At 73.0% G+C, this 23528-nt stretch carries 20 protein-coding genes; 11 read left to right on the top strand and 9 right to left on the bottom strand.

Annotated features, from left to right (window positions below; translation table 11 throughout):
• Positions 1-275: 275 nt before the first annotated feature.
• The 5 genes from lanL to ABD691_RS02040 all read left to right on the top strand — a co-directional run bounded on the left by lanL (position 276) and on the right by ABD691_RS02040 (position 8591).
• Positions 276-2975, top strand: coding sequence for a class IV lanthionine synthetase LanL (gene lanL / locus ABD691_RS02060; protein WP_344677597.1), 2700 nt, complete (start codon positions 276-278; stop codon positions 2973-2975).
• Positions 2972-4729 carry a S9 family peptidase gene (locus tag ABD691_RS02055; protein ID WP_344677596.1) on the top strand — a complete coding sequence of 586 codons (1758 nt, stop codon included), beginning with the start codon at positions 2972-2974 and terminating at the stop codon, positions 4727-4729. Before lanL ends, ABD691_RS02055 begins: the two co-directional genes overlap by 4 nt.
• Positions 4730-4839: 110 nt before the next feature.
• The gene (locus tag ABD691_RS02050) at positions 4840-4995 is read left to right on the top strand and encodes a VenA family class IV lanthipeptide (RefSeq protein ID WP_344677595.1); all 156 of its coding nucleotides are present in this window, start codon (positions 4840-4842) and stop codon (positions 4993-4995) included.
• Positions 4996-5080: 85 nt separating this feature from the next.
• Positions 5081-6835 carry an ABC transporter ATP-binding protein gene (locus tag ABD691_RS02045; protein WP_344677594.1) on the top strand — a complete coding sequence of 585 codons (1755 nt, stop codon included), beginning with the start codon at positions 5081-5083 and terminating at the stop codon, positions 6833-6835.
• Positions 6828-8591, top strand: coding sequence for an ATP-binding cassette domain-containing protein (locus tag ABD691_RS02040; RefSeq protein ID WP_344677593.1), 1764 nt, complete (start codon positions 6828-6830; stop codon positions 8589-8591). Before ABD691_RS02045 ends, ABD691_RS02040 begins: the two co-directional genes overlap by 8 nt.
• Here the strand turns inward: ABD691_RS02040 and ABD691_RS02035 are convergent.
• Together ABD691_RS02035 and ABD691_RS02030 are read right to left on the bottom strand one after the other, a co-directional pair.
• Positions 8558-8818: a GlsB/YeaQ/YmgE family stress response membrane protein gene (locus tag ABD691_RS02035; RefSeq protein ID WP_344677592.1), complete on the bottom strand. Its 261-nt coding sequence runs from the start codon at positions 8816-8818 to the stop codon at positions 8558-8560. The two genes, ABD691_RS02040 and ABD691_RS02035, sit on opposite strands and share 34 nt — an antisense overlap.
• A gap of 75 nt (positions 8819-8893) precedes the next feature.
• Positions 8894-9988, bottom strand: coding sequence for a glycosyl transferase family 9 (locus ABD691_RS02030; RefSeq protein ID WP_344677591.1), 1095 nt, complete (start codon positions 9986-9988; stop codon positions 8894-8896).
• Between the two features lie 183 nt (positions 9989-10171).
• On the opposite strand from ABD691_RS02030, the gene ABD691_RS02025 reads away from it, so the two are divergent.
• From ABD691_RS02025 to ABD691_RS02015, 3 genes are all read left to right on the top strand, one after another.
• Positions 10172-11518 (top strand): NsdA family TPR-like regulatory protein, encoded by a 1347-nt coding sequence (locus ABD691_RS02025; protein WP_344677590.1) that lies wholly within the window; start codon positions 10172-10174, stop codon positions 11516-11518.
• A 6-nt stretch (positions 11519-11524) separates the two neighbouring features.
• Positions 11525-12361 (top strand): NAD(P)-dependent oxidoreductase, encoded by an 837-nt coding sequence (locus ABD691_RS02020; RefSeq protein WP_344677589.1) that lies wholly within the window; start codon positions 11525-11527, stop codon positions 12359-12361.
• 144 nt (positions 12362-12505) lie between these two features.
• Positions 12506-13738, top strand: a complete 1233-nt coding sequence (locus ABD691_RS02015; RefSeq protein ID WP_344677588.1) for an NAD(P)/FAD-dependent oxidoreductase — start codon at positions 12506-12508, stop codon at positions 13736-13738.
• A 580-nt stretch (positions 13739-14318) separates the two neighbouring features.
• Here the strand turns inward: ABD691_RS02015 and ABD691_RS02010 are convergent.
• A complete protein-coding gene (locus ABD691_RS02010; RefSeq protein ID WP_344677587.1) occupies positions 14319-15455 on the bottom strand; it encodes an FAD-dependent oxidoreductase in 1137 nt (378 codons plus the stop codon).
• Positions 15456-15596: 141 nt separating this feature from the next.
• Between ABD691_RS02010 and ABD691_RS02005 the strand changes: the two genes are divergently transcribed.
• From ABD691_RS02005 to ABD691_RS01995, 3 genes are read left to right on the top strand one after another with little or no spacing between them, the layout of a single operon-like run.
• On the top strand, positions 15597-16433 hold the full coding sequence (locus tag ABD691_RS02005; RefSeq protein WP_344677586.1) for a metallophosphoesterase family protein: 837 nt from the start codon (positions 15597-15599) through the stop codon (positions 16431-16433).
• Positions 16434-16474: 41 nt separating this feature from the next.
• Entirely contained in the window at positions 16475-17044 is a 570-nt protein-coding gene (locus tag ABD691_RS02000; protein WP_344677585.1) for a TetR/AcrR family transcriptional regulator, read from the top strand.
• Positions 17041-17586, top strand: coding sequence for a hypothetical protein (locus ABD691_RS01995; protein ID WP_344677584.1), 546 nt, complete (start codon positions 17041-17043; stop codon positions 17584-17586). Before ABD691_RS02000 ends, ABD691_RS01995 begins: the two co-directional genes overlap by 4 nt.
• Here the strand turns inward: ABD691_RS01995 and ABD691_RS01990 are convergent.
• From ABD691_RS01990 to ABD691_RS01965, 6 genes are all read right to left on the bottom strand, one after another.
• Positions 17583-17795 (bottom strand): DUF2277 domain-containing protein, encoded by a 213-nt coding sequence (locus tag ABD691_RS01990; protein ID WP_344677583.1) that lies wholly within the window; start codon positions 17793-17795, stop codon positions 17583-17585. The two genes, ABD691_RS01995 and ABD691_RS01990, sit on opposite strands and share 4 nt — an antisense overlap.
• Positions 17796-17839: 44 nt before the next feature.
• A complete protein-coding gene (locus tag ABD691_RS01985) occupies positions 17840-18310 on the bottom strand; it encodes a nitroreductase family deazaflavin-dependent oxidoreductase (protein WP_344677582.1) in 471 nt (156 codons plus the stop codon).
• A gap of 60 nt (positions 18311-18370) precedes the next feature.
• The gene (locus ABD691_RS01980; RefSeq protein ID WP_344677581.1) at positions 18371-19525 is read right to left on the bottom strand and encodes a dipeptidase; all 1155 of its coding nucleotides are present in this window, start codon (positions 19523-19525) and stop codon (positions 18371-18373) included.
• A gap of 137 nt (positions 19526-19662) precedes the next feature.
• Positions 19663-20220, bottom strand: coding sequence for a type 1 glutamine amidotransferase domain-containing protein (locus ABD691_RS01975; RefSeq protein ID WP_344677580.1), 558 nt, complete (start codon positions 20218-20220; stop codon positions 19663-19665).
• Between the two features lie 63 nt (positions 20221-20283).
• Positions 20284-21729, bottom strand: a complete 1446-nt coding sequence (locus ABD691_RS01970; RefSeq protein WP_344677579.1) for a purine-cytosine permease family protein — start codon at positions 21727-21729, stop codon at positions 20284-20286.
• A 65-nt stretch (positions 21730-21794) separates the two neighbouring features.
• Positions 21795-23390 carry an AMP-binding protein gene (locus tag ABD691_RS01965; RefSeq protein ID WP_344677578.1) on the bottom strand — a complete coding sequence of 532 codons (1596 nt, stop codon included), beginning with the start codon at positions 23388-23390 and terminating at the stop codon, positions 21795-21797.
• Positions 23391-23528: the final 138 nt, after the last annotated feature.

Here is a 23528-nt window from a genome sequence, read left to right as displayed (position 1 = left end):
TCATCTTCGGACAGAAACCAAAGTCCTCTTGTGATCCCTCCACGGAACACTCTGGTGAGTGACCGTTTGCCCGAGACCGGCTCCCTTGCGTGAACTCCTCACGAGCGCGTCGCCCCGGCGCCGCGAGCGTTACCGTCCCGTTCGAATGCATTTCACCCCTCCGCGCCTACCCACGGTCCACCCAGCGGACCTCCGCCTCTACCGGCCACGGCGAGCGCACCTGCCGAATCGAACTCAGCATTGGAGAAGCTGGTCGGCTCACTGGGGAGGGGCGAATGAAGCAGGAGTCACGTGCGCCTGCGAGCGGTGCGATGCCGTCGTGCGACGCGAAAATCCCCGGCTCCGACGGCAGTCTCGTGCCGCTGCTGCGGGACGCGCTCGGCGTCCGCGCCGCCGCGTCGTGGGCGGTGCGCGAGGACGAGTTCTGGTGCCGGGCGACGCCGGTGGAGTCCACGATGGCCAGGCAGGGCTGGAAGCTGCACCTGGCAGCCACCACCCCGACCGCCGGCGCCGTGCTCCAGCGCAGTCTTCCGGTGCTGCTGGACGCGCGGGTTCCGTTCAAGTTCGCCGCCACTCTCGCAGGCGTCCACGCGCTGAACTCCAGCCACGCCCCGCGGTCGAGCGCGGGCAAGTTCCTCACCGTGTACCCGGGCACCGACGAGCAGTGCGCGGAACTGGCCGAAGCACTGCACCTGGCCACCGTCGGCCTCAACGGACCGGTGATCCTCTCCGATCGGCCCTACCGCCGGGGAAGCCTGGTCCACTACCGCTACGGTTCGTTCGTCGACCAGCGGGTGCTCACCAACGACGGGCTGTACCGCAACATCATCCGAGGACCGTCCGGCGAGGCGCTGACCGACCGCCGCGAGGCGCGCTACACGCCGCCGGACTGGGCGCGGTCGCCGTTCGCCGACGCCGAGCCGTTGCCGCGGCGACGGCGACGGCGGCAGCCGATCCTGCTCGGGGACCGCTTCGCGGTGAAGGAGGCGATCCGCCACGCCAACAAGGGCGGCGTCTACCGAGCGCGGGACACCTTCACCGGTGCCGAGGTCGTGCTCAAGGAAGCGCGTCCGCACGCCGCCGCCGGTCCCGACGGCACCGATGCCAGGGACCTGCTCCGCGTCGAGGCCGACGCGCTGAGAACGCTGGCGCCGCTGGGCGTCTGCCCGCGCGTGGTGTCGCTGTTCGACCACGGCGGGCACGTGTTCCTGGCCGTCGAGCAGCTGACCGGCGCACCGCTGCGGAAGTGGGTCGTCGACGGCATCCGCGAGCACGGCTCGCGCGGACACCTGCCCGCCGGGCTGCGGATGGCCGCACGGCTCGCGGCGAAGCTGGAGGCCGTGCACGGCGCGGGGCTCGTGCTGCGCGACTTCAACCCCAACAACGTCGTGGTCGTCGACGGCGAACCGTGGCTGATCGACTTCGAGCTGTCCGTTCCGGTGCACCGGCCCGCCGAGCGGCCGGCCATCGGCACCCCAGGTTACGCCGCGCCCGAACAGCTGCGCGGCGACCCGGCGGAGCCGACCGCCGACCTCTTCGCCCTCGGGGCGACGATCCTGTTCGTCCTGACCGGGGCGCACCCGATCATCCCGGACGACAGGCCGTCCGGACGCCCGCTCCGGGATCGGCTCGCGCTGTGGCTGCCGACGGTTTCCGCCGTGGAACTCCCGGCACCGGTCACCTCGCTGATCACCGGCCTGATGGACGACGATCCCGCCGCGCGGCCCGGACCCGAGCGGGTCCGGGAGGTGCTCGCCGCACCGCCCGGGCGGGAGCCGCGTCCGGCCCGGTGCGAACCCTTCTCCGGGGTGGAGTGGCAGGAGGCCGTCGACGGCATCGTCGATCACCTGCTGGCGACCATGGACCCGCACAACGGGGAAGCGCTTTGGCCGGTGGCGCGGGACATCCACGATCCCTGCAACCTCCAGCACGGCGCGGCGGGCCCGCTCGCGGCGCTCGCGCTGTACCACCGCCTGCGCGGCGGGGACCGGGTCGCCGAGGCGATCGCGACCGCCGTGGACTGGATGCGCCTGCGGGCCGAGCGGGATCCGTTCCGGACCCCGGGCCTGTACTTCGGGCGCGCGGGCATCGCGTGGGCGCTGCACGACGCGGCCACCGCGATCGGCGACCACGAGGCCACCGACCACGCGGTGCGGCTGGCCAAGGAGCTGCCCACGACCTGGCTGAGCCCGGACATCACGCACGGAATGGCGGGCCTCGGTCTCACCGCGCTGCACTTCTGGCAGGTCACCGGTGATCCGGAGTTCGCCAAGCGGGCACGCCTGAGCGCCGACGCGTTGTCCCGGTCCGCGCGGGAGGACGCGGACGGGCCGTTCTGGCAGACCGCCGACGACGCCGACTCCGACTTCGCCGGACGGCGTTTCCACGGCTTCGCCCACGGCACCGCCGGTATCGGCTGCTTCCTGCTCGCCGCCGCCGAACTCGGCGGGCCCGCCTACCTCGACGCCGCCGAAAGCGCGCTGCGGCCACTGCAGCGGCACGCCGTGGTCGACGACAGCGGGGCGCGCTGGCGCTCCTCGCCCGACCGGAAGGGCCCGGTGCTGCCGCACTGGTGCAGCGGCTCGTCCGGCGTCGGTACCTTCCTGGTCCGGCTGGCGCGCGCCACGGGGAACCCGACCGCGCGCGACCTGGCGGTGCGGGCCGCGGCGGCGGCCGTCGACCACGCGTGGCGGGGCCCGGTCGGCCAGTGCCACGGGCTGGCCGGGAACGCGGAGTTCCTGCTCGACATGGCCGATCACCTGGAGGAACCGGCCTACCTCGCCACCGCGCACCGGATCGCGCACGCGATCTTCGCGCGGCGGGTCTACCGCGACGGGCTGACGGTGTTCCCGGACGCCGAGGGCGGGGTGTCGGTGGAGTGGGCCGACGGGCTCAGCGGTGTCCTCGGCTTCCTGCTGCGGCTGCGCTACGGCTGCCCCCGGCAGTGGACGACCGGACAGGCCGACCGGCCATGAACACGTTGCGCGGCACCGCGACCGACCTCGCCCCGGTGCGGTCGAACTTCGGCTTCGCCCCCGGCGGGCGGCGCATGGCGTGCGTGCGGACGCGGGGTCGCGACACCGCCTTCGAGGTGTGGGACTTCGACTCGGGCACGGCGCGGCTGCGCCACGAGGAACCGTCGGCGGGCCGTGCCGGGCAGGCCCAGCCGCTCGGTGACGACCGGGTGCTGCTGTTGCCGAAGTCGGGCGAACGCCGTCCGCTGACCCTGCTGGAGCGGGACGGCCGGCGCCGCGTGCTGCACGAACCGACCGCGCTCGGCGGCTACCTGCTGCCCGGTCCGGACTCGTCCTCGCTGGGCTTGCTGATCACGCACGAGAGCGCGGCGGAGTCGGTCGTCTGGCGGGTCGGCGACCGGGGCGCGGAGGCGGTGGTGCGGTTGCCGGGCGCGGCCTCCGGCGGCGTGTGGCTGGACGCCCGCAGGGAACTGCTGGCGGTCAACCTGACCAGTGCACCGGGCGTCCGCGACGGCGTGCTGGTGGACCTGCGGCAGCGGTGCTGGCGCACGTTGCTCTCGCTGTCACCGGACAGCAGCGACCGCGTGATCGCCTTCCACCCCGCCACCGGGCTGCTCGTCGTCGAGACCAACGCCGGCGGGCCCGAGCGCTTCGGATGGGCGCGGCTGGACGGTGCCAACACCGTCCGGTTCCCGGACTCGCTGCGCACCTCCGAGCACCGCCACACCGCGCTCGCCGTCGACCCGAGCGGGAACCGGATCCTCGTGCAGCGGTACTCGGGAGCGGTGTCCACGCTGCACGTCTACCGCCCGGACCACGACCGGCTGGAGCCGCTCGCGATCCCGGCCGGTGTGACCCGCGGCCCCGCGCAGTGGTCCCGCCACGGGATCCGGCTTCCGTTCACCTCGCCGACGCAGCCCACCACGCTGCTGACGATCGCGCCGCGGAGGCAGCCTTCGGTGCTGCCCGGCGATGCCGGCCCGCGGGACTGGGCCGGAGCCGAACTGGTGCCGCTCAACGCGGCAGCGGGCGAGGTCGAGGCGATCGTCTACGGCAGCGACTGGGCGCGCGCCGACCGCCTCGTGCTCGCGCTGCACGGCGGTCCGCTGTCGTCGTGGCGGATGGAGTTCGAACCGCTCTTCCAGGACCTCACCGCGGCCGGGATCTGCGTGGTGGCGCCGAACTACCGGGGCAGCACCGGCTACGGCCGCGCGCACCTGGATCCGGTGATCGGCGCCTGGGGCGGGCCCGACCTCGACGACGTCGTGGCGATCGCCGCCGACCTGGGTTCCAAGCGGGCCGGGCTGCCGCCGCCGATGGTGCTGGGGGTCAGCTACGGCGCGTTCCTCGCGCTGCTGGCCGCCAGCGCGGCCCCGCACATGTGGTCGGCGTGCGTCGCACTGGCACCGCTGCTGTCCGGAGCCCGGCTGCACAGCGCGGGGGCGCCGTGGGTGGGCCGCCGCGCGGCGAAGCTGGGTGCGCTCGAAGAGATCGACGACGATCTGGGAACCCGCGACGTCCTGCGGCTGTGCCCTTCGATCTCGGCGCCGCTGCTGCTGATGCACGGCACCGACGACGAGGTGATCCCGGTCGAGCAGTCCCGCGCGCTGCGCAACCGCCTGCTGGAGTCCGGTGCGGCCGACCGCCTGGACTACCGGGAACTCCCTGCGGGCCATCACGAGGTCGTGACCGGCAGATCCGGCGAGGTCCGCGACGCCGTCACCCGGTTCTGCGGCTCATGGGGGCGAGCATGAACGTGTGCGCGCAGCAGGACCTGAGCCCCTCGCGGGATCCGCCGCGGTCGCCGGTGACACCCGCTTGATCCGTTCACGAAAAGGCAATCCGAACTATCCGGAGGTTTGAGATGTACGAGGAATTCGAGCTTGACGTCAGCGCCCTGCAGCAGCTTCCCGAGACCGATCCGGTCGACCAGGACGGCGTGCAGTTCGGTGGTGACGGCGGTGACGGTGGTGACTGCCTGATCCTCACCAACGACTCGTGCCTCGCCGTCACCCTGTAGTGACCGCCGATCAGAGGCTGACGGGCGGAAGTGGCTGCGAGGCGGCCACTTCCGCCCGCTCGCGCGCGACCGGGCGGAAAGCCTGATGGCCGGCGGAACCTCCTGGGCGGCCCGCAGCGGCTTCGCCCGGTTCGCCGCGCCGGACCGGGCCGAGTCCGAGGACGCCGCGGCCGGGCGCGGGCTGCTGTTCGCCGGTGTCCGCGATGCTCCGCTGTGGAGCGTTGTGCTGGTCGTCTCGGTGATCGCCAAGTCCGCCGCCGCGCTGGCGCTCCCGGCGGCGGTCGCGGCGGGAATCGACGCCGCGGTCAGTGGTTCGGGGGCGACCGGTCCGGTGCTGGTCGCCGCGCTCGCCGTGCTGGTGCTCACCGTCACCGACGCGGGCGCGGAACTGGCCAACGCCTACTACGTCACCGACGTGACCGCCGGGTTGCGCAACCGGCTCGTGCGGCATGCCTTGGCTCTGGGGGTGCCAGGGCGCCGCCGGTTCGCGGCCGGGGACGTGCTCTCCCGGCTCACCGCCGACGCCGCCAGACCGGCGACCTTCCTCAGCGTGCTGATCACCATCGGGGTCTCGGTCCTGATGCTGGCAGGCTGCCTGGTCGCGCTGGCGCTCATCGACTGGACGCTGGCGCTGACCCTGCTGGTCGGCATCCCGCCCGCGGTGCTGATCGTGCGCTGGTTCGTCGCGGGTGCGGGCGGGCCGTTCCTGCGCTACCAGCAGTTGCAGGCCGAGGTCGTGACGCGGCTGCTGGACGCGCTGCGCGGCGTCCGCACCATCCGCGCGAGCGGTGTGCGCGACGCCGAGACCGCGCGGGTGCTCCGGCCCGTGCCGCGGCTCAACGAGACCGGGCGCCAGGTCTGGGCGGCGCAGGCCCAGGTCAGCTGGCAACTCCTGCTGCTGATCCCGATGTTGCAGATCGCCGTGCTGTGCGTGGGCGGGTTCGGGTTGTCCGCCGGGCGGATCAGCGCCGGTGAGCTCGTCGCCGCCGCGGGTTACGTGCTGCTGGCGGTCGGCAGCTTCGAAGCGGTCGACAGCATCGTGAAGCTGCTGACCGCGCGGATCGGTGCGACCCGGGTGGCGACCGTCCTGTCCGCTCCCGCCCCGGCCGTCGCGTCCGAGCCGCGGCGCGTCGGCGACGGCCGGGTGGAGCTGCGCGGCATCACCGTGCGTTCCGGCGAGCAGCTCGTGCTCGACCACGTCGACCTGACGATCCCCGCCGGGTTCAGCGTGGCGGCGGTCGGGCGCAGCGGCGCGGGGAAGTCGCTGCTGGCCGCCGTGATGGGCCGGCTGGTGCGCCCGGAGAGCGGAACCGCGACCATCGACGGCACGCCGCTGGACGACTTCCCCGAGGACGCGCTGCGCGAGGCCGTCGCCTGCGCCTTCGAACGCCCGGCGCTGCTGGGCGCGACGATCCACGACACCATCGCCTACGCCCGCCCCGGCGCTTCGCGCGCCGAGGTGCGGCGCGCGGCGAGGGCAGCGCAGGCCGACCACTTCATCCGCAGGCTTCCCGGCGGTTACGACACTCCGCTGAGAGAAGCCAGGTTCTCGGGCGGTGAGGTCCAGCGGCTCGGCCTGGCCAGGGTGATGCTCACCGACGCCCGGATCGTCCTGCTCGACGACGCGACCAGCAGCCTGGACACGGCCACCGAGATGGAGGTGGCGCACGCGTTGCAGAAGCTGCTCGCCGGGCGGACCACGCTGCTGGTCGCGCACCGGGCCGGGACCGCCGCCCGCGCCGATCTGGTGGCGTGGCTGGACGGCGGCCGGGTGCGGGCGCTGGCCCCGCACGACGAACTGTGGCTCGACCCCGCCTACCGGGAGGTCTTCGGTGCGTGACGGTTTCTGCCTGTTGCGGCGCCATCTCCTGCCGCACCGGCGCGCGCTCGGGCGGCTGGCGCTGTGGTCGGCGGTGGAGGCCACGCCGCCGCTGCTGTCCGGCCTGCTCGTCGCCGCCGCCATCGACCGCGGTTTCCTCGCCGGTCTTCCGTGGATCGGTGCGGGATGGCTGCTGCTGTTCGCCGCCGTGCAGGGCGTGGCGGCGGTGGCGACCCGCAGGCTCTACCCCTGGCTGGCCGACGTGGTCGAGCCGCTGCGCGATCAGCTGATCACCGGCGTGATCACCGCGACCGTGCGCCGCTCGGTCGCCGCCGCCACCGCGCCCGGCGGAGCCGGTGTCGCGCACGCGACCGAGCAGGTCGACACCGTGCGCGGCATGGTCTCGTCGGTGCTTCGCAACGCCCGCCAGTTCCTCACCGCGCTCGTGGCCGTCGCCGGGCTGGCGCTGCTGTCGCCGGTGGTCGCGGCCCTGGTCGCGCCGATGGTGCTGGTCGCGGTGCTCGGCTTCGCCTGGGTCCTGCGGTCGCTGGTGGACCGCCAGCGGCGGGTGATCCTCAGCAGCGAGCGGGTCGCCGCGGCGGCGGAACCGGTTCTCGAAGGCGTCCGCGACGTGGTGGCGTGCGGAGCCCAGGACCGGGCCGCCGCGGCGGTCTCGGCCGCGGTCGCGGAGAACGCCGAGGCCGGACGCGCGTACGCGCGCGCAAGGGTGGCGCGCGTGCTCGTTCTGGTCGCCGGCGTTCACGTCCCGCTGCTCGTGCTGCTGGTCATGTCGCCTTGGCTGATCGCCCACCACTTCGCGACGGCCGGGGTCATCGGCGGCGCGGTCGTCTACCTGTCGCAGCAGCTCGATCCCGCGCTGCGGTTCCTGGTCAACGCCGGAAGCACCTGGCTGGTCACGCTCGGGGTCGTGCTGACCCGGCTGGCCGAGGTCACCGGCGGACCGCCGCCCACCGCGACGCGGGCCGGAATCCCCGCACCGGGGCGGAACCTGCGCCTGGAGGCGGTGACGTTCTCCTACTCCGCGCACGCCGCGCCGGTCATCGCCGATCTCAGCTGCGACATCCCGGCGGGCGCGCACCTCGCGGTGGTCGGCCCGAGCGGCGTCGGAAAGTCGACGCTGGCCGACCTGCTCACCGGGATCGCGCAGCCGCAGCGGGGGCGCGTGCTGTTCGGCGGCGTGCCGGTGCACGACGTCGCCGGGCTCCGCCGGGAGATCGCCCTGATCCCGCAGGAGGCCTACGTCTTCGCCGGAACCGTCCGGGAAAACCTGGCCCTGCTGCGCACCGGCGCGACCACCACCGAGATCGAGCACGCCGCGGCGGAAGTCGGTTCCGGGGAGCTGATCGACCGGCTCGGCGGGCTGGACGCCGAGATCCCGCCCGGGGCGGGAACGCTTTCGGCGGGCCAGCGCCAGCTCCTCGCGCTCACCCGGGTCTGGCTGTCACCGGCCCGCGTGGTCGTGCTGGACGAGGCCACCTGCCACCTGGATCCCGACGCGGAGGCCGGTGCGGAGACCGCCTTCCAGCGGCGCGGCGGAACCCTGGTCGTGCTCGCCCACCGGATGAGCTCGGCACTGCGAGCGGACCGGATCCTGGTGCTCGACGGCGAGACCGCCGTCCTCGGCAGCCACTCGGACCTGCTGGTCCGCAGCCCCCTCTACGCCGATCTCGTGGGGTTCTGGCAGGCCGACCGGACGTCGGAGGCCGAGCCCGCGCAGCCCCATCACGCCCTGGCGCGGTGGAAGATCAGCCGGTAGATGATGAGCAGGATGAGCGATCCGATGACCGCCCACACGAAACTCATCAGGTTGAACCCCGACACCCCCGAGCCGCTGACCGCGCTGCCCAGCCAGCCGCCGAGCAGGCCGCCCAGCACACCGATGATGATCGTGACGATGATCCCGCCGGGATCCTTGCCCGGCATGATGAACTTCGCGATCGCCCCCGCGATCAGCCCGAAGACGATCCAGCTGAGAACACCCACGGCAGCTCCCCTTCCGATCGAGGTCTGCCGCCCGGGTTCCCCCTCCGCCCGCCGATCACACCTGCCGGTGCGCGGCTACCGCCAGCCCGCGCAGTTCGACGCGAACTCGGCCACCAGGAACCGGGAGATCCTGCGCAGGCTCGCCGACTCGATCCAGGCCGGGTCGGCGAGTTCGGCCGGTTCGGCGGTGCGGTCGGCGAACGCGAGCATCTGCGCGAAGCGGGTCGCCACGGCGTGCTGGTTCGCCGATCCGGTCGTCCACTTCGTGTAGGAGCTGCGCGCGTGCAGGACGACGACCTGCGGTGTGGTCCCGTCCGGGCGGGTGCACAGGGCGGCCAGCTGGGTCAGCCCGACGTCGGTGCCGACGACCAGGTCCGCCGATGCGAACAGGTCGACGCAGTCGCCCGCGGGCGGATCGCACAGCACGTCGGCGGGCAGCCCGTCGAAGACCGGCGGGACCGCGCTGTTGCGGCCGGTGATCACGGTGAACCGCCACGGCGCGCTCGGGTTGGCTGCCATGAGCTCGCTCGCCACCTCGGCGAAGTCGTCGACCCGGAAGTCCAGGTGCCGCGGCCAGCCCGGGGTGGTCACGAACACCACGTGCCAGGGCACGCGCTTCTCCAGCGAGGGGAAGACCGGAGCCGGCGTCGCGTCCCGGGACAGGCGCTGCCCGACCCGCTGCTCGATCGCCAGGTAGTGCCGCATCGGCAGCGCCGAGTGCACCTCCATCTGCCCGGGCTCCACCTCGTCGAGCCAGGCCGGGGATTCGGCTGGATCGATTCGGAACCGGACCGGGGACCTCGTCGCCGTGCGGATCACGTGCGGACCCCAGGTGTGCTCGCTGGACTCCACCGGCAGGCCGCAGCGGCGCATCAGCTTCGCCTCCGGCCCGTCGTAGTGCAACGGCACCCCGGGCGTGAGCTCCTGCAGTGCCGCCGCGGCGGCGAGCCCGAGCAGCAGTTCGCTGGTGCCGCGCTGTCCGAGGTCAGCGATCCAGCCGCGGGACCGGACCAGTCCCGCGCAGCCCGCCCTGGGCTGCTCCCCCGCCGCGCGCCGGTACGGCAGCAACCGCCCGAAGGGCACCTGCGCCGCGGGAACCAACACCTGCCCGCCGCGATGGCAGCGGACCTCCCGGACATGCCATTGGATCAGGTCGTCCCGAGCACACACCAACTTCCACCTCCACCGATAGCGATGTTCATGAGAGTGTGCTGCGGACCTGAAGGACTCGGCGAAGACACTTCCCCGCATCCGCCGGACATTTTCCTGACATATTGCCGGAACCGGATGTTTAACTTCGTACTCTGAGCCGATGCTGAGGACGCCGGATGACCGGTCCGAGGAGGTGCGGAAGTGGTAGAGCCCCTGTCCCCGCACCGCACCCGCCTGGAGCAGCTGGTGCGGCAGAACCGCCGAACGGTGCAGGAGTTCTGCGCCGACTTCGCCGCCGCGGCCCGCGAGACCGGCGGGGCGCACGCGGTCTCGGAACGGCAGGCCGGCCGGTGGATGGCCGGCCGGGTCGGCGGTCTTCCGCACCCGGCGACCTGCCGGGTGCTGGAGCACATGTTCGGCGAGTCGGCCGAACAACTGCTCGGTCCGCCGCGCTACCAGCCGGCGACCGAACGGCACGGCGTCGCAGCGTCCAGCACAGCCGGTCCACCGCGTGCCGAAGACGTGGACCTGACGATCGAAGGGGAGGTCGCCATGGCCGCGGCCGAGTCCGCCCGGTTCGGGCAGTTCGCCGAGCAGAGCAATGTCGGTCCGCACACCCTGGAGCAGTTCCGGGCCGATGTGCGGCGGATCGTCACCACCTATCCCAACCGGCCCGTCTACCCGATGTTCGCCGAGCTGCGCGAGCTGCGGAACCGCACCTTCGACCTGCTGGAGGGCAGGCAGCGGCCGGAGCACGCGCGCGAGCTGTACCTGGTCGCAGGCGTGGTCTGCGGGGCGCTGGCCAACGCGTCGTTCGACCTGGGCTGGCTGTCGGCGGCCGAGACCCAGGCCAGGACCGCGTTCCTGTGCGCGGAGCTGGCGGGCAGCAACTCGCTGCGCGCGTGGATCCGGGGCACCCAGAGCCTGGTGGCCTACTGGGACGACCGCGCCCGCGACGCCGTCCAGCTCGCCGCCGACGGCTGGCACTACGTCCCGGAGAACGGCACCGCGCGGGTCCGGCTCGCCGCGATCGAGGCCCGCGCGCAGGGCAGGCTCCGCGACGAGCGCGCCACCGAGGACGCGCTGCGGCGCGCCGAGCGGGCGCGCGAGGAGGTCCTCGGCGAGGACTACCCCGGCGGCATGCTCGCGTTCCCGACCGCCAAGCAGACCTTCTACGGCGCCACCGCCCGGCTGTGGCTGGGCGATCCGGCCAACCTGGTCAAGGCCGAACGGCAGGCGGAGAAGGCCATCGACCTCTACCAGCAGGACCCGCCGGAGCGGCGGCGGCTCGGGGAGCTGAGCCTGGCCCGCCTGGACCTGGCCGCCGCGCGGCTGGGCCAGGAGAACCTGGAGGGCGCGGCCGACCAGGTCCAGCAGGTGCTGGCGGTGGCGCACCGCCGCCGCACCGACAGCGTCGTGCGGCGGCTCCGGCAGCTCACCGGGACGCTGCAACGGCCGCGGTTCCAGACCTCGGCGCTGGCGGTGGACCTGCACGACCAGATCGTCACCTTCTGCGACGCCCCGGCGCCGGCCGGGCTGCCGGAGTGAGCGCGCATGAGCACGGCAGGACTGCTCCACCCCGGTGAGATGGGCGCGGCGGTCGGCGCCGAGATCCGCCGCAACGGGCACGACGTCGTGTGGTGTCCCGAGGGCCGCAGTGCGCGCAGCAGCCGCCGCGCGCAGGACGCGGACCTGCGCGCGGTCGGCGACCTGGGCACCATGCTCGACCAGTGCGACGTGGTGCTGTCGATCTGCCCGCCCGCGGCGGCCGAGGACGTCGCCCGCGAGGTCGCCGAGGCCGGGTACCGCGGGATCTTCGTCGACGCCAACGCGATCAGCCCGCAGACCTTGTTGCGCGTCGCCGACGTCGTCGCGGTCGGCGGGGCCGAGGTGGTCGACGCCTCGATCATCGGCCCGCCGCCGAAACCGCGCCGCAACCGCGCGCGGTTGCACCTGTCCGGAGCGCCAGGGCACCTCGACGTCGTGGCGTCGTTGGTGTCCGGCACCGCCGTGCAGCCGGTCCGGCACGGCGACCGGCTCGGCGCCGCCAGCGCGGTCAAGATGGCGTTCGCGTCGTTCCAGAAGAGCAGCCGCGTGCTGGCCGGGCTCGCGCACGCGCTGGCCGACGAGCACGGGGTCGGCGAGGCGCTGCTGGAGGAGGCCGAGCTGATGTCGGGCCGGATCCTCGCCGAACGCGACTTCGTGCCGAACGTGGCGGCGCGGGCGTGGCGGTGGGGTCCGGAGATGGCCGAGGTCGCCGACACCCTGCGCGGGGCCGGACTTCCTCCGGACCTGGCCGAGAGCACGGCCGCGGTGCTCGCCCGCTGGCACCGCGACCGCGACCGCGGCCATCTGTCCACTGAGGACGCTCTGACGCACCTGCGGACCTAGCTCCGGCGCGGCCGGTCCTCGGCCGGCCGCACCGCGCGGGTGCGTTCGGCTGCCCGCACTCGAACGCGCGGCCGAACACGCCTGCGGAAGCACCGGACTACCGATAGCGTCGGGGGAAACATCGCCGCAGCTCGGGAGGAAACCATGGCGGCTCCTGCACGGGTGGTCATCGTCGGTTCCGGAATGGCGGGCGCCACCGCCGCCGGGGCGTTGCGAGAGCAGGGATTCGACGGTGAGGTCGTGTTGTTCGGGCAGGAAAGGCACCTGCCGTACGAGTTGCCCGCGCTGTCCAAGGACGTGCTGCTGGGCAACGCCGACGAGCCGGTGCGGGTCCACGACGAGGGCTTCTACGCCGACAAGGACATCGACCTGCGCACCGGGACCGCGGTGGAAGAGATCGACGCCGCCGAGCGGACGGTGCGCGACTCCGAGGGGCGGGAGCAGCCCTACGACCGCCTCCTGCTGGCCACCGGCTCGCGGCCCCGCTCGCTGAGCGTGCCCGGCAGCGAGCTCGCGGGGCTGCACAAGCTCCGCACGATCGACGACTCGCTCGCGCTGCGCGGCGAGTTCCGGGAGGGCCGCCGGGTCGTCATCGCGGGCGCGGGCTGGATCGGCTGCGAGGTCGCCGCCGCGGCCCGCTCGCACGGGGCGTCGGTCACCGTCGTCGACCCGGTTCCCCTTCCGCTGCTGGGAGTTCTCGGCGAGTCGATGGCCGAGGTCTTCCGCCGCCTGCACGTCGAGCACGACGTGAACTGGCGGCTGGGCGTCGGCGTCGCGGGGTTCGGCGGCAGCGACGCGGTGGAGTCGGTGCGGCTGGCCGACGGCACCGAGCTGCCCGCCGACCTCGTCGTCCTCGGGGTCGGTGCGGCGCCCCGGCTCGAACTCGCCGAGCGGGCCGGCCTCGCGCTGACCCGGGAGGTTCCGGGCGGCGGCGTGGCGGTCGACGCGACGCTGCGCACCTCGGTCCCGGAGATCTTCGCCATCGGTGACATCGCCGCACCGGAGCACCCGGTCCACGGGCGCATCCGCGTGGAGCACTGGGCGAACGCCCTCGACCAGGGCAAGCACGTGGCGGCGAACCTCCTCGGCGAGGAACAGCCGTGGCGCCGGAGCCCTTACTTCTTTACGGACCAATACGATCTCGGGATGGAGTACCGGGGCCTCGCCGACCCGCGCAGCGACGAGCTGGTGGTGCGCGGCGATCCCTCGGCACGGGAGTTCATCGCGTTCTGGCTGCGCGATGGGAGAGTCCAGGCCGCGATGAACGTCAACCTCTGGGACGACGGCGAGGCGCTGGACGCGCTGGTGGGCGGCCAGGTCCAGGTCGAGGCAGCGCAGCTGCGCTCGGCCGACGACCTCGGGGCCCTCGTCGGCTGAGCCGACGCCGGGTGCCGGGCGGTTCGGCTGGGCGAGCACCGGGTTTCGTGGCGGCTCGGCTGGGCGGACAGCCGGTTCCGTACCGCTCGGCCGAGCGAACGCCCCGTTTCGCGCGGCCCGGCAGAGCCAACGCCGAGTCCCGCACGACTCGGCGGAGCCGACACCGGGTCCCGCGCCGCCCGGCCGAGCGAACGCCGGATTCCCCACGACCCGGCAGAGCCGACACCCGGTCCCGCGCCGCCCGAACGAGCTGACACCGGATTTCGCACCGCCCAGCAGAACGGACACCGAGCCCCGCACCACCCGACCCAGCCGACACCGGGTCCCGCACCGCCCGGCCGAGCCGACGCGGAGTTCCGCACGACTCGGCCGAGCCGATCCCCGGTCCCGCGCCGCCCGGGCGAGCCGACACCGGATTTCGCACGACCCGGCAGAACAGACACCCGGTCCCGCACCGCCCGACCGAACCGACACCCGATTTCGCGCAGCCCGACCCAGCCAACACCGAGCCCCGCACGGCCCGACCAAACCGACACCCGGCCCCGCCCGGTGCCGCAGTCCCGCGCGAACCCCCGCGGCCTCAGGAATTCGAGGCCCCTTCAGCCGCGCGGAGGGCGCTGTTGATCGCGATCTCGCCCCGCATCCCGGGCGCGGCGACCATGTCCCCGGCCAGGAACACGCCGTCGCCGCGCTCGATCGCGGGCCGGTCGCGCCAGGTCCGGCCCGGCAGGTCCAGCGCGCCCGTGCGCCCCCGGGCGCTCGCGGCCCGCTTCCAGGTCGTGCGCTCGCGCCAGTCCGGCACGGCCAGGTCCGCGAACCGCTCCAGCCGGTGCCGCGCCTGCGCGCGGCTCTCCCCCGCCCGGACCGGGATGTCGAGCTGGAACAGCGACTCGCCCTCAGGGGCGACCGTCGGGTCCTGCATCGAGTAGGACTCGTGGAACGCGCCCTCGTCGAGGTCGAAGACGATGAACTGGTCCCGCCGGTCGCGGCGCACCGCGAGGTCCAGCAGCTCGCAGTGGCCGCTCTCCCAGGTCAGCGACTCGTCCCCGAGCAGGGCGCGCGCCGAGGCCAGCTCAGTCGCCACGATCACCGGCCCGGACGGGAGTTCGGTGACCCGGGACCGCAGCTCCACCCGGACGCCGAGCTCGCGCGCCCGGTCCGCCAGCCGGTCGACGGTGCGCTGCCACCCGCCGATCACCCAGCGCACGGCGGGCGGAGCGGGGGCGAACACCCGCCGGAACAGCCCCCACACGAACGCCGCCGAGAGCCTGCCGGTGTCGGCGTCGTAGGTGGCGACGCCGATCGCGCTCGCGGCGGCCCTCGCGGCCCGCTCCCCGTAGCGGCGCGACGCCCAGGTCGTGAAGTCCTCGTCCACCGGAGCCTCGCGGCGGACGTCGGCGACCATCCGCAGGAAACCGGCGGGAACCGTGCGCCGCAGCCGCCCGCCGGAGCGGACCGACGCGCGCAGCACCGCCCGCGCGGGCGGACGCCCCAGCGGCGCGACCATCCCGCGCTCCGCCAGCCACGTCCAATGTGGACCGTCGGCGTAGAAGACGTGCGCCCCCTCGTGCGCGACGTACGGCGCGGCCGTGCCGCGCGCCCGGCCGCCGAGCGAGGAGTGCGCCTCGTGCAGCGTCACCTTCGCGCCGCGCTCCGCGCACGCGATGGCTGCGACCAGCCCGCCCAGTCCGCCACCGATGATCGTGATCTTTCGCATCGCCATCCTCCTTGGTGTCGCCGGGATGACGAGACCGGCTCCCCGGGTGTGACGAGCCCCGGGGTGACCGCGGCCACACGCCCGGAATCGGCCCGATCGAGGCGGACCGGCAGCGGCAAGATCGTTGCTACGCTCGCGCCCGTGAGCGGAACCGGAAAGCTGTTCGCGGTCAGCGACCTGCACGTCGGGCACGCCGACAACCGCGCGATCGTCGAGGGCCTGCGGCCGGAATCCGACGAGGACTGGCTGATCGTCGCCGGTGACGTCGGCGAGCTCACCACCGGGATCGAATGGGCGCTGAGCCTGCTCAGCCGGCGGTTCGCGACCGTGCTGTGGGTTCCCGGCAACCACGAGCTCTGGACACCGCCCAAGGATCCGGTGTCCCTGCGCGGAGAACACCGCTACCTGCACCTGGTGGAGATGTGCCGCGGGCTGGGCGTGCTGACCCCGGAGGACCCGTACCCGGTCTGGCGGGGCGACGGCGGCCCGGTGCGGATCGCGCCGCTGTTCCTGCTCTACGACTACTCGTTCCTGCCGCCGGGCGCCGAGGACAGCACCGCGGGCCTGAAGATGGCTTACGACGCCGGGGTGGTGTGCAACGACGAGTTCCTGCTGCACCCGGACCCGCATCCGAGCAGGCAGGCGTGGTGCCACGCCCGCGTCGCCGAGACCGAGCGGCGGCTGGCCGAACTCGGCGACGACATGCCGATCGTCCTGGTCAACCACTACCCGCTCGTCCGCGAACCCACCGACGTGCTCTACTTCCCGGAGTTCGCGCAGTGGTGCGGAACCACGCTCACCGCCGACTGGCACCGGCGGTTCCCGGTCAAGGCCGTGGTCTACGGCCACCTGCACATCCCGCGCCGGACGAACTACGACGGCGTTCCGTTCGAAGAGGTGTCGATCGGCTATCCGCGCGAATGGGGCAAGCGCGGCCATCCCCACGGGCTGCTGCGCCAGATCCTCCCCGCAGCGTAGGTCGGGCCCAGCGCGGGTCGGCCACAGCGTAGATTGGTCACATGACCAAATCCGGGCGCGGTGACCGCAGGCGCGAGCAGTTCGTCGACGTCGGCGTCGAGCTGCTGACCGAGGGCGGCTGGCAGGCCGTCACCACCCGCGCGGTCGCCGAGCGGGCCGGGGCGAACCTGGGGCTGATCCACTACCACTTCGGCGGGGTCGCGAACCTGCACACCGCCATCGCCCGCCGCGCGGGCGAGCTGGTGATCAACCCCGTGCTGGCCGAGCTGTTCGAGGCCGCCGACGAGACCGCCGCGCTCGACGCCGTGCGCAGGCTCCTCCCCGCGACGACCGGCGATCCGGGGATCACCCGGCTGGCGGCGGAACTGGTCTCGGGAGCCACCCGGGACCCGGCGCTGCGCGAGGTGTTCCGGGACCAGCTGCGGCAGGCCCGCGAGGACATCGCGGAACGGCTCGGGCGGGCGCATCCGGACTGGCCGGAGCGGCGGCGCACCGGAGCGGCGACGCTCGCCGCGGCGTTGCTGGACGGGCTGATGCTGCACCGCATGATCGACCCGGACACACCGGTGGACCCGGCGCTCGACGCGCTCGCCGAGCTGGTCCGGTCATGACCCGGTCGAGCCTGGTGTTCGGCACGGACTCCACGGTGGCCGAACGGGTTCTGGTGTTCGTCGCCGCGGCGACCGGCCTCGCGATCTGGATTCCGACCGCGCTGGGCGAACCCTGGCCGTGGTGGCTGTGGCTGGTGGGCGCCGTGGTGGTCTTCGACCTCACCGGCGGGGTCGTCTCGCTCGGGCTCGACGCGGCCAAGCGGTTCCACCGGACCCCGCCGCCGGAACCGCGCACCCGGATTCAGCGGCTCCTGCACGACAAGGTCGGCTTCGCCGCCGTGCACGTGCAGCCGATCGCCGTCGGGCTGCTCTTCGGCGGTCCCTGGTGGTGGGGACTGCTCTGGTACGGCTGGGCGCTGGCCGGAGTCCTCCTGGTCGGGCGGGTTCCAGCGCACCTGGCCCGGCCGGTGGGGCTCCTCGTGCTGCTGGCCGGCCTGATGACGGCACCGGCCGTGCCCGCACCCGCCGGTTTCGGCTGGCTTCCGGCGGTGCTGCTGCTCAAGCTGGTCGTCGGGCACGCGGTCCCCGAGCAGCCCCGCTAGCGCGAGCCGCGGACCTCGATGGTCGCCAGCAGCTCCGCGGTGGCCTTCTCGACCGCGTCCACGGCCCGTGTGAACGCCTCCTCGTTGTGCGCGGCGGGCGCGCGGAAACCGGAGATCTTGCGGACGTACTGCAGGGCGGCTGCACGGATGTCGGTCTCGGTGACCTGCTCGGCGTACGGCGGTCGGAGGGTCTTGATGCTGCGGCACATGCCGCCATTATCCACCCGATGCCGCATCCACCCAGGCCGTTTGCTCAGCGTGGGACGAAGCGCAGGAACGGGATGCCGCGGCCGACCTCGCGGAAGTCCGATTCGGAACCGTCCACGGCGAACCCCATGAACCGGCACAGCTTCCGGGCCGCGGCGGGGTGGCGCCCGGCGTAGCGCGCCATCAGCTCGCCACCGTCCTCAGTGGACAACGCGACCGCCCGCACCTCCAGTTCCCGGGTGCCGATCCGGATCGTGACATCCGGCTGCGCGAGGACGTTGCGGTACCAGTCCGCCCGGGCGCCGAAGCCCGAAGCGACCACGCAGGAGTCGCCGTCGCGCTCGACGACTTCCACGACCGCCTGCCGCGGCTTCCCCGACCGCCGCCCGACGTGGTTGATCAGCACGAACCGGCCGCCGAGCAGCCATCCCAGGCGCAGCCGGTACAGCCGGATCGGCAACCGGAACAGCACCCGGGCGAGGCCGGTGGGCGGCTGCGGCCGTCCGACGATCTCCACGCGCCACCTCCAGTATTGGTCGCACGACCAGTTTGGTCGCGCGACCAATACTAGCCGGAGTCAGAACCGGTTCGCGACCTCCTCGGCCGCGCGCAGCACGCGCAGGACGTTGCGCCCGGCGAGCTTGGCGCAGTCCTGCTCGCTCCAGCCGCGGTCGAGCAGTTCGGCGAACAGCGCCGGATAGCGGGAGACGTCCTCCAGCCCCCGGGGCAGGTAGCCGACGCCGTCGTAGTCGCCGCCCAGGCCGATGTGGTCGATCCCGGCGACCTCGCGGGCGTGTTCGACGTGCGCGACGACCTCGGCCATCGTCGCCTCCGGCTTGGGGTGCTGGACCTCCCACGCCTCGGCGAACGCGGCCCGCGCGGTGAGGTCCCGCGGGTCGTCGCCCACCTTCCGCATCGCCTCGCGCAGCCCGGCGTCCCACGCCGCGAGCGAGCTGGAGACGAACGCGGGCACGAACGTGACCATGCAGACGCCGCCGTTGACCGGCAGGCGCTTCAGGACGTCGTCGGGAACGTTGCGCGGGTGGTCGGCGACCTCGCGGCAGGAGGAGTGGCTGAACACCACCGGCGCCACCGCCACGTCCAGCGCGTCGTGCATGGTCGAGGGCGCCACGTGCGAGAGGTCGACCAGCATTCCCAGCCGGTTCATCTCGCGGACCACCTCGCGGCCGAAGCCGGTGAGGCCACCGGCTCGCGGCTCGTCGGTCGCCGAGTCCGCCCACGGCACGTTCTCGTTGTGCGTCAGCGTCATGTACCGGACGCCCAGGCGGTGCAGAGCGCGCAACACCCCGAGCGACTCGGCGATGCTGTGCCCGCCCTCGGCGCCGAGCAGCGAGGCGACCTTGCCCGCCGCGAACGCCTTCTCGGCTTCGTCCGCCGTCCGCGCGATGGCCAGGTCACCGGGATACCGGGAGGCCAGTTCGTGGACGAGTTCGACCTGCTCCAGCACAGCGGTGACCGCCGCGTGCCCCCGCAGTCCGCACGGAACGTAGACCGACCAGAACTGGCCGCCGACCCGCCCGCGGCGCAGCTTCACCAGGTCGGTGTGCAGGTCGGGCTGTTCGGTGCGGAGGTCCCGCGGCCCCGGGTTCACCCGCGCGTGATCCGCGCCCGCGCTCTCGCGCAGCGCCCACGGGAGATCGTTGTGCCCGTCGATCAGCGGAGTGCGCCCCAGCAGTTCCGTCGCCCGCGTCAGGGCCTCGTCTGTCGCCACACCGGCTCCTTACTCGTCGCACAGGGTCCGGCACGACGCTATCTCGTCCCACCCACGATCGAAGTTCGATCTGCACCCGGGTGATCGATCAAGCCGGGCAGAACCACTACTGCGCGAGATCATCCCCGGTGAACGGCTCACCCGCTGCTGCGCGCCACCGCAGAAGCGATCTCCTCGACGGTCCTCGCGCAGAACGCCGGCAGGTCACCCGGTCTCCTGCTGGTCACCAGCCCGGAGTCGACCACGACCTCTTCGTCGACCCACTCCGCACCGGCGTTGCGCAGGTCGGTCGCCACGCTCGGGTAGGAGGTCAGCCTGCGGCCCCGGACCACATCGGCCTCGACCAGCAGCCACGCCGCGTGGCAGATCGCCGCGACCGGTTTGCCCCGGGCGAAGAACTCGCTCGTGAAGCGCACCGCGGCCGGGTCCTGCCGCAGGGCGTCCGGGTTGGCCACGCCGCCGGGCAGCACCAGCGCGTCGTAGTCCTCGGCGCTGACGTCGGCGACCACCCGGTCGACCTCGAACCGGTCGGCCTTGTCCAGGTGGTGGAACGCCTGGATCGAACCGGCCCGCTGGGAGACCAGCTCCGGGCTCGCGCCCGCGTCGCGCACCGCCTTCCACGGCTCGGTCAGCTCCACCTGCTCGACGCCCGCGGTCGCGACCAGGAACGCGACCTTGCGTCCGCTCAGATCCATGACGCACCTCCTCGCCAGGTCCGGACGCCCACAGGCGTGCCCGGTCCCGGGGCGCGGCAAACGTCAGCCCGAAACGCCCACAGTGGACGGTTCGGCCTCCTGCGCCCGAACCGCGGAGCGGGCGAAGGCGAAGGTCGCGGCGAAGCCGAGGACCAGGGCGACCAGCACCCCCGGGTTCGCGCTCGCCCAGTCCTCCAGCCCCAGCGGGCCGAGCAGGTAGCCCTGCCAGCCCAGCCACCCGGCGGCGGTGTTGGTCACCAGACCCCAGCCGAGCGCGGTGGCCGCGACCAGGACCGCGACGGGCAGCAGCCGCACGTCGCCGTAGCGGCCGGAACGGCTGTGCAGGTCGGCCTCGGCGTAGTCGCGGCGGCGCAGGGCGATGTCGGCCAGCACGATGCCGCACCACGCGGCGACCGGAACTCCCAGCGTGGTCAGGAAACCCTGGAACTGCGCGAGGAAGTCACCCGCGAAGAACACGACAGCGACCGTGCCCGCGACCATGATCACACCGTCGGCCAGCGCCGCGACCGGGCGCGGCACCCGCACGCCCGCGGCCAGCAGCGCGAGCCCGGACGAGTAGATGTCCAGCACCGCGCCGCCGACCAGGCCCAGCACCGCGACCGCCACGAACGGGACCAGGAACCAGGTGGGCAGCACCGCGGCCAGCGCGCCGATCGGGTCGGCCGCGACGGCGTCGTCGAGCTCGGGCGACGAGCCCGCCAGCAGCAGTCCGGAGACCAGCAGCACGACCGGCGCCAGCGAGGCCCCCAGCACCGTCCAGCCCACCACCGCCCGGCCGGACGAGGTCCTGGGCAGGTAGCGGGAGTAGTCGGCGGCGGCGTTGACCCAGCCGAGCCCGAACCCGGTCACCAGGAACACCGCGGCGCCCAGCACGTTCTGCGCCGATCCGGGCGGGATGGCCGCGACCGCCTGCCAGTCGACGCGCTGCGCGGCGAAGCCGATGTAGCAGGCGGTCAGGGCCGCCGTCACGACGGTGATGACCGCCTGCATCCGCATGATGAGGTCGAACCCCATGACTCCGCCGGTGATGACCAGCGCGGCGACCACGAACAGCGCGACGAGCTTCGTCGCGGTGCCGCCGCCGAGGCCGAGCTGGCCGAACACGGTCGCGGTGGCCAGCGTCGCCAGGATCGCCAGCACGGTTTCCCAGCCCACCGTGAGCACCCAGGACACGAGCGCGGGCAGCCGGTTGCCGCGCACGCCGAACGCCGCGCGGCTGAGCACCATCGTCGGCGCCGATCCCCGCTTGCCCGCGAGCGAGATGAACCCGCAGAGCAGGAACGATCCGACGATGCCCGCGATCCCGGCGATCAGCGCCTGCCAGAAGGAGATCCCGAAGCCCAGCGCGAACGAGCCGTAGCTGAGCCCGAGCACCGAGACGTTGGCGCCGAACCAGGGCCAGAACAGCTGGCGCGGGGTGCCCTTGCGCTCGGCGGCATCGATGACGTCAAGTCCGTTGCGCTCCACCTGCCACGAGTTCGCCGCCATCGCATCGCTCCACTGTGTACTTTTCGGGGCACTTTCCGGGATTTCGTGATCCTTCCCTGTGGATTCTACCGACCGGCTGCCCGTTGCCGTAACACATAGCGCTGGAGCTTGCCGTTGCTGGTGCGCGGCAGTTCCGCGAGGTACTCGACCTGCCGCGGGTACTTGTACGGCGCGAGGTTGCTCTTGACGAACGCCTGGAGTTCAGCGGTCTCCGCATTGTCGCCGCGCACGCCGGGCCGGAGCACGACGTACGCCTTCACCACTGTGCCGCGCCGTTCGTCCGGCGCCCCGACCACCGCGACGTCGACAACGTCGGGGTGCGCGAGCAGGACGTTCTCGACTTCCGGGCCCGCGATGTTGTAACCGGACGAAACGATCATGTCGTCATTGCGGGCCTGGTACCAGAAGTAGCCGTCGGAATCGCGGACGTAGGTGTCGCCGGTGATGTTCCAGCCGTGCTGCACGTAGACCTGCTGGCGGGGGTCGTCGAGGTAGCGGCACCCCGTCGGGCCGCGGACCGCGAGCCTGCCCGCGACGCCGTCGGCGACGGGTTCGCCGTCGTCGTCGAGCACCACGGCCTCGAATCCGGGGACCGCCTTGCCGGTCGCGCCGGGACGGATGTCGTCGTCGGCCGCGGAGATGAAGATGTGCAGCAGTTCGGTGCCGCCGATGCCGTTGATGATCTTCAGGCCAGTCTGCTCGCGGAACTCCCGCCACACCTCCACCGGAAGGTGTTCACCGGCCGAGACGCACCGCCGCAGCGTGCGCAGCGCGGGAGCTTTTCCGTTCGCCAGCAACGCTTTGTACGCGGTGGGCGCGGTGAACAGCACCGTCACGCCGTGCTCGGCGACGGCGGTCGCCAGCTCGTCCGGGCTCGCCCTCTCCAGAAGCAACGAGCTGGCGCCGAAGCGCATCGGGAACACGACCAGGCCACCGAGCCCGAAGGTGAAGCCCAGCGGCGGTGTCCCGGTGAACACATCGTCCTCGCAGGGTTTCAGCACGTACCGCGCGAACGTGTCCGCGTTGGCGAGCACGTCGCGGTGGAAGTGCATGGTGGCCTTGGGTTTCCCGGTCGTGCCCGAAGTGGGCGCGAGCAGGGCGACGTCGTCGGCCGCGGTGCGAACCGCGTCGAACTCGCCGGTTTTCGCCTCGCACATCGAGTCGAGTTCGGACAGCACCACCAGTTCCGGCGCACCGGTGGAGAGGTCGTCGGCGAACCGGTGGTCGCAGACCGCGAGTTCCGGCTTCGTGAGGTCGCAGAGCGCGCGGATTTCCTTGGGGCGCAACAACGGCATCGTGGTCACCGCGACGCATCCGGTCTTGAGCACGCCCAGCCAGGCCGCCACCAGCCACGGGTTGTTCGGCCCGCGCAACAGGACCCGGTTGCCGGGCACGAGCCCGAAGTCCTCGGTGAGCACCTGGGCGACCTGGTTGGCCCGGCGCCGGAGCTCGCCGTAGGTCCAGCGCTCGGACGGCGTGACCAGGCAGACCCGGTCCGGCCCCCAGGTGCCGATCGCGTGGTCGAGCAGGAATTCCGCGCAGTTGAGCCGTTCCGGGTAGTCCAGCTCGGGCAGGTCGAAGCGGAACCGGGGCCACTGGGCGGCGGGAGGGAGGTTGTCCCGGCAGAACGAGTCGACGTGCGCGGACGGCGAAAGCCGCATGATCGGGTCTCCCTCCTGGCCGGCTGGGATCCGTCTCAGTATTCACCAATCATGACGGCAGTCAACATCCCGCGATAGTAGATGTCGTTTCCGTGACGACAGTCAGATTTGAGTGATACCCTCGGGTCGCCTGCGGCC

The sequence above is a fragment of the Saccharopolyspora taberi genome, assembly GCF_039534165.1.
GTDB classification, from domain to species: Bacteria; Actinomycetota; Actinomycetes; order Mycobacteriales; family Pseudonocardiaceae; genus Saccharopolyspora_D; species Saccharopolyspora_D taberi.
The sequence above is the reverse complement of the archived record's forward strand: the minus strand, read 5'-3'. Positions and strand labels throughout refer to the sequence as shown.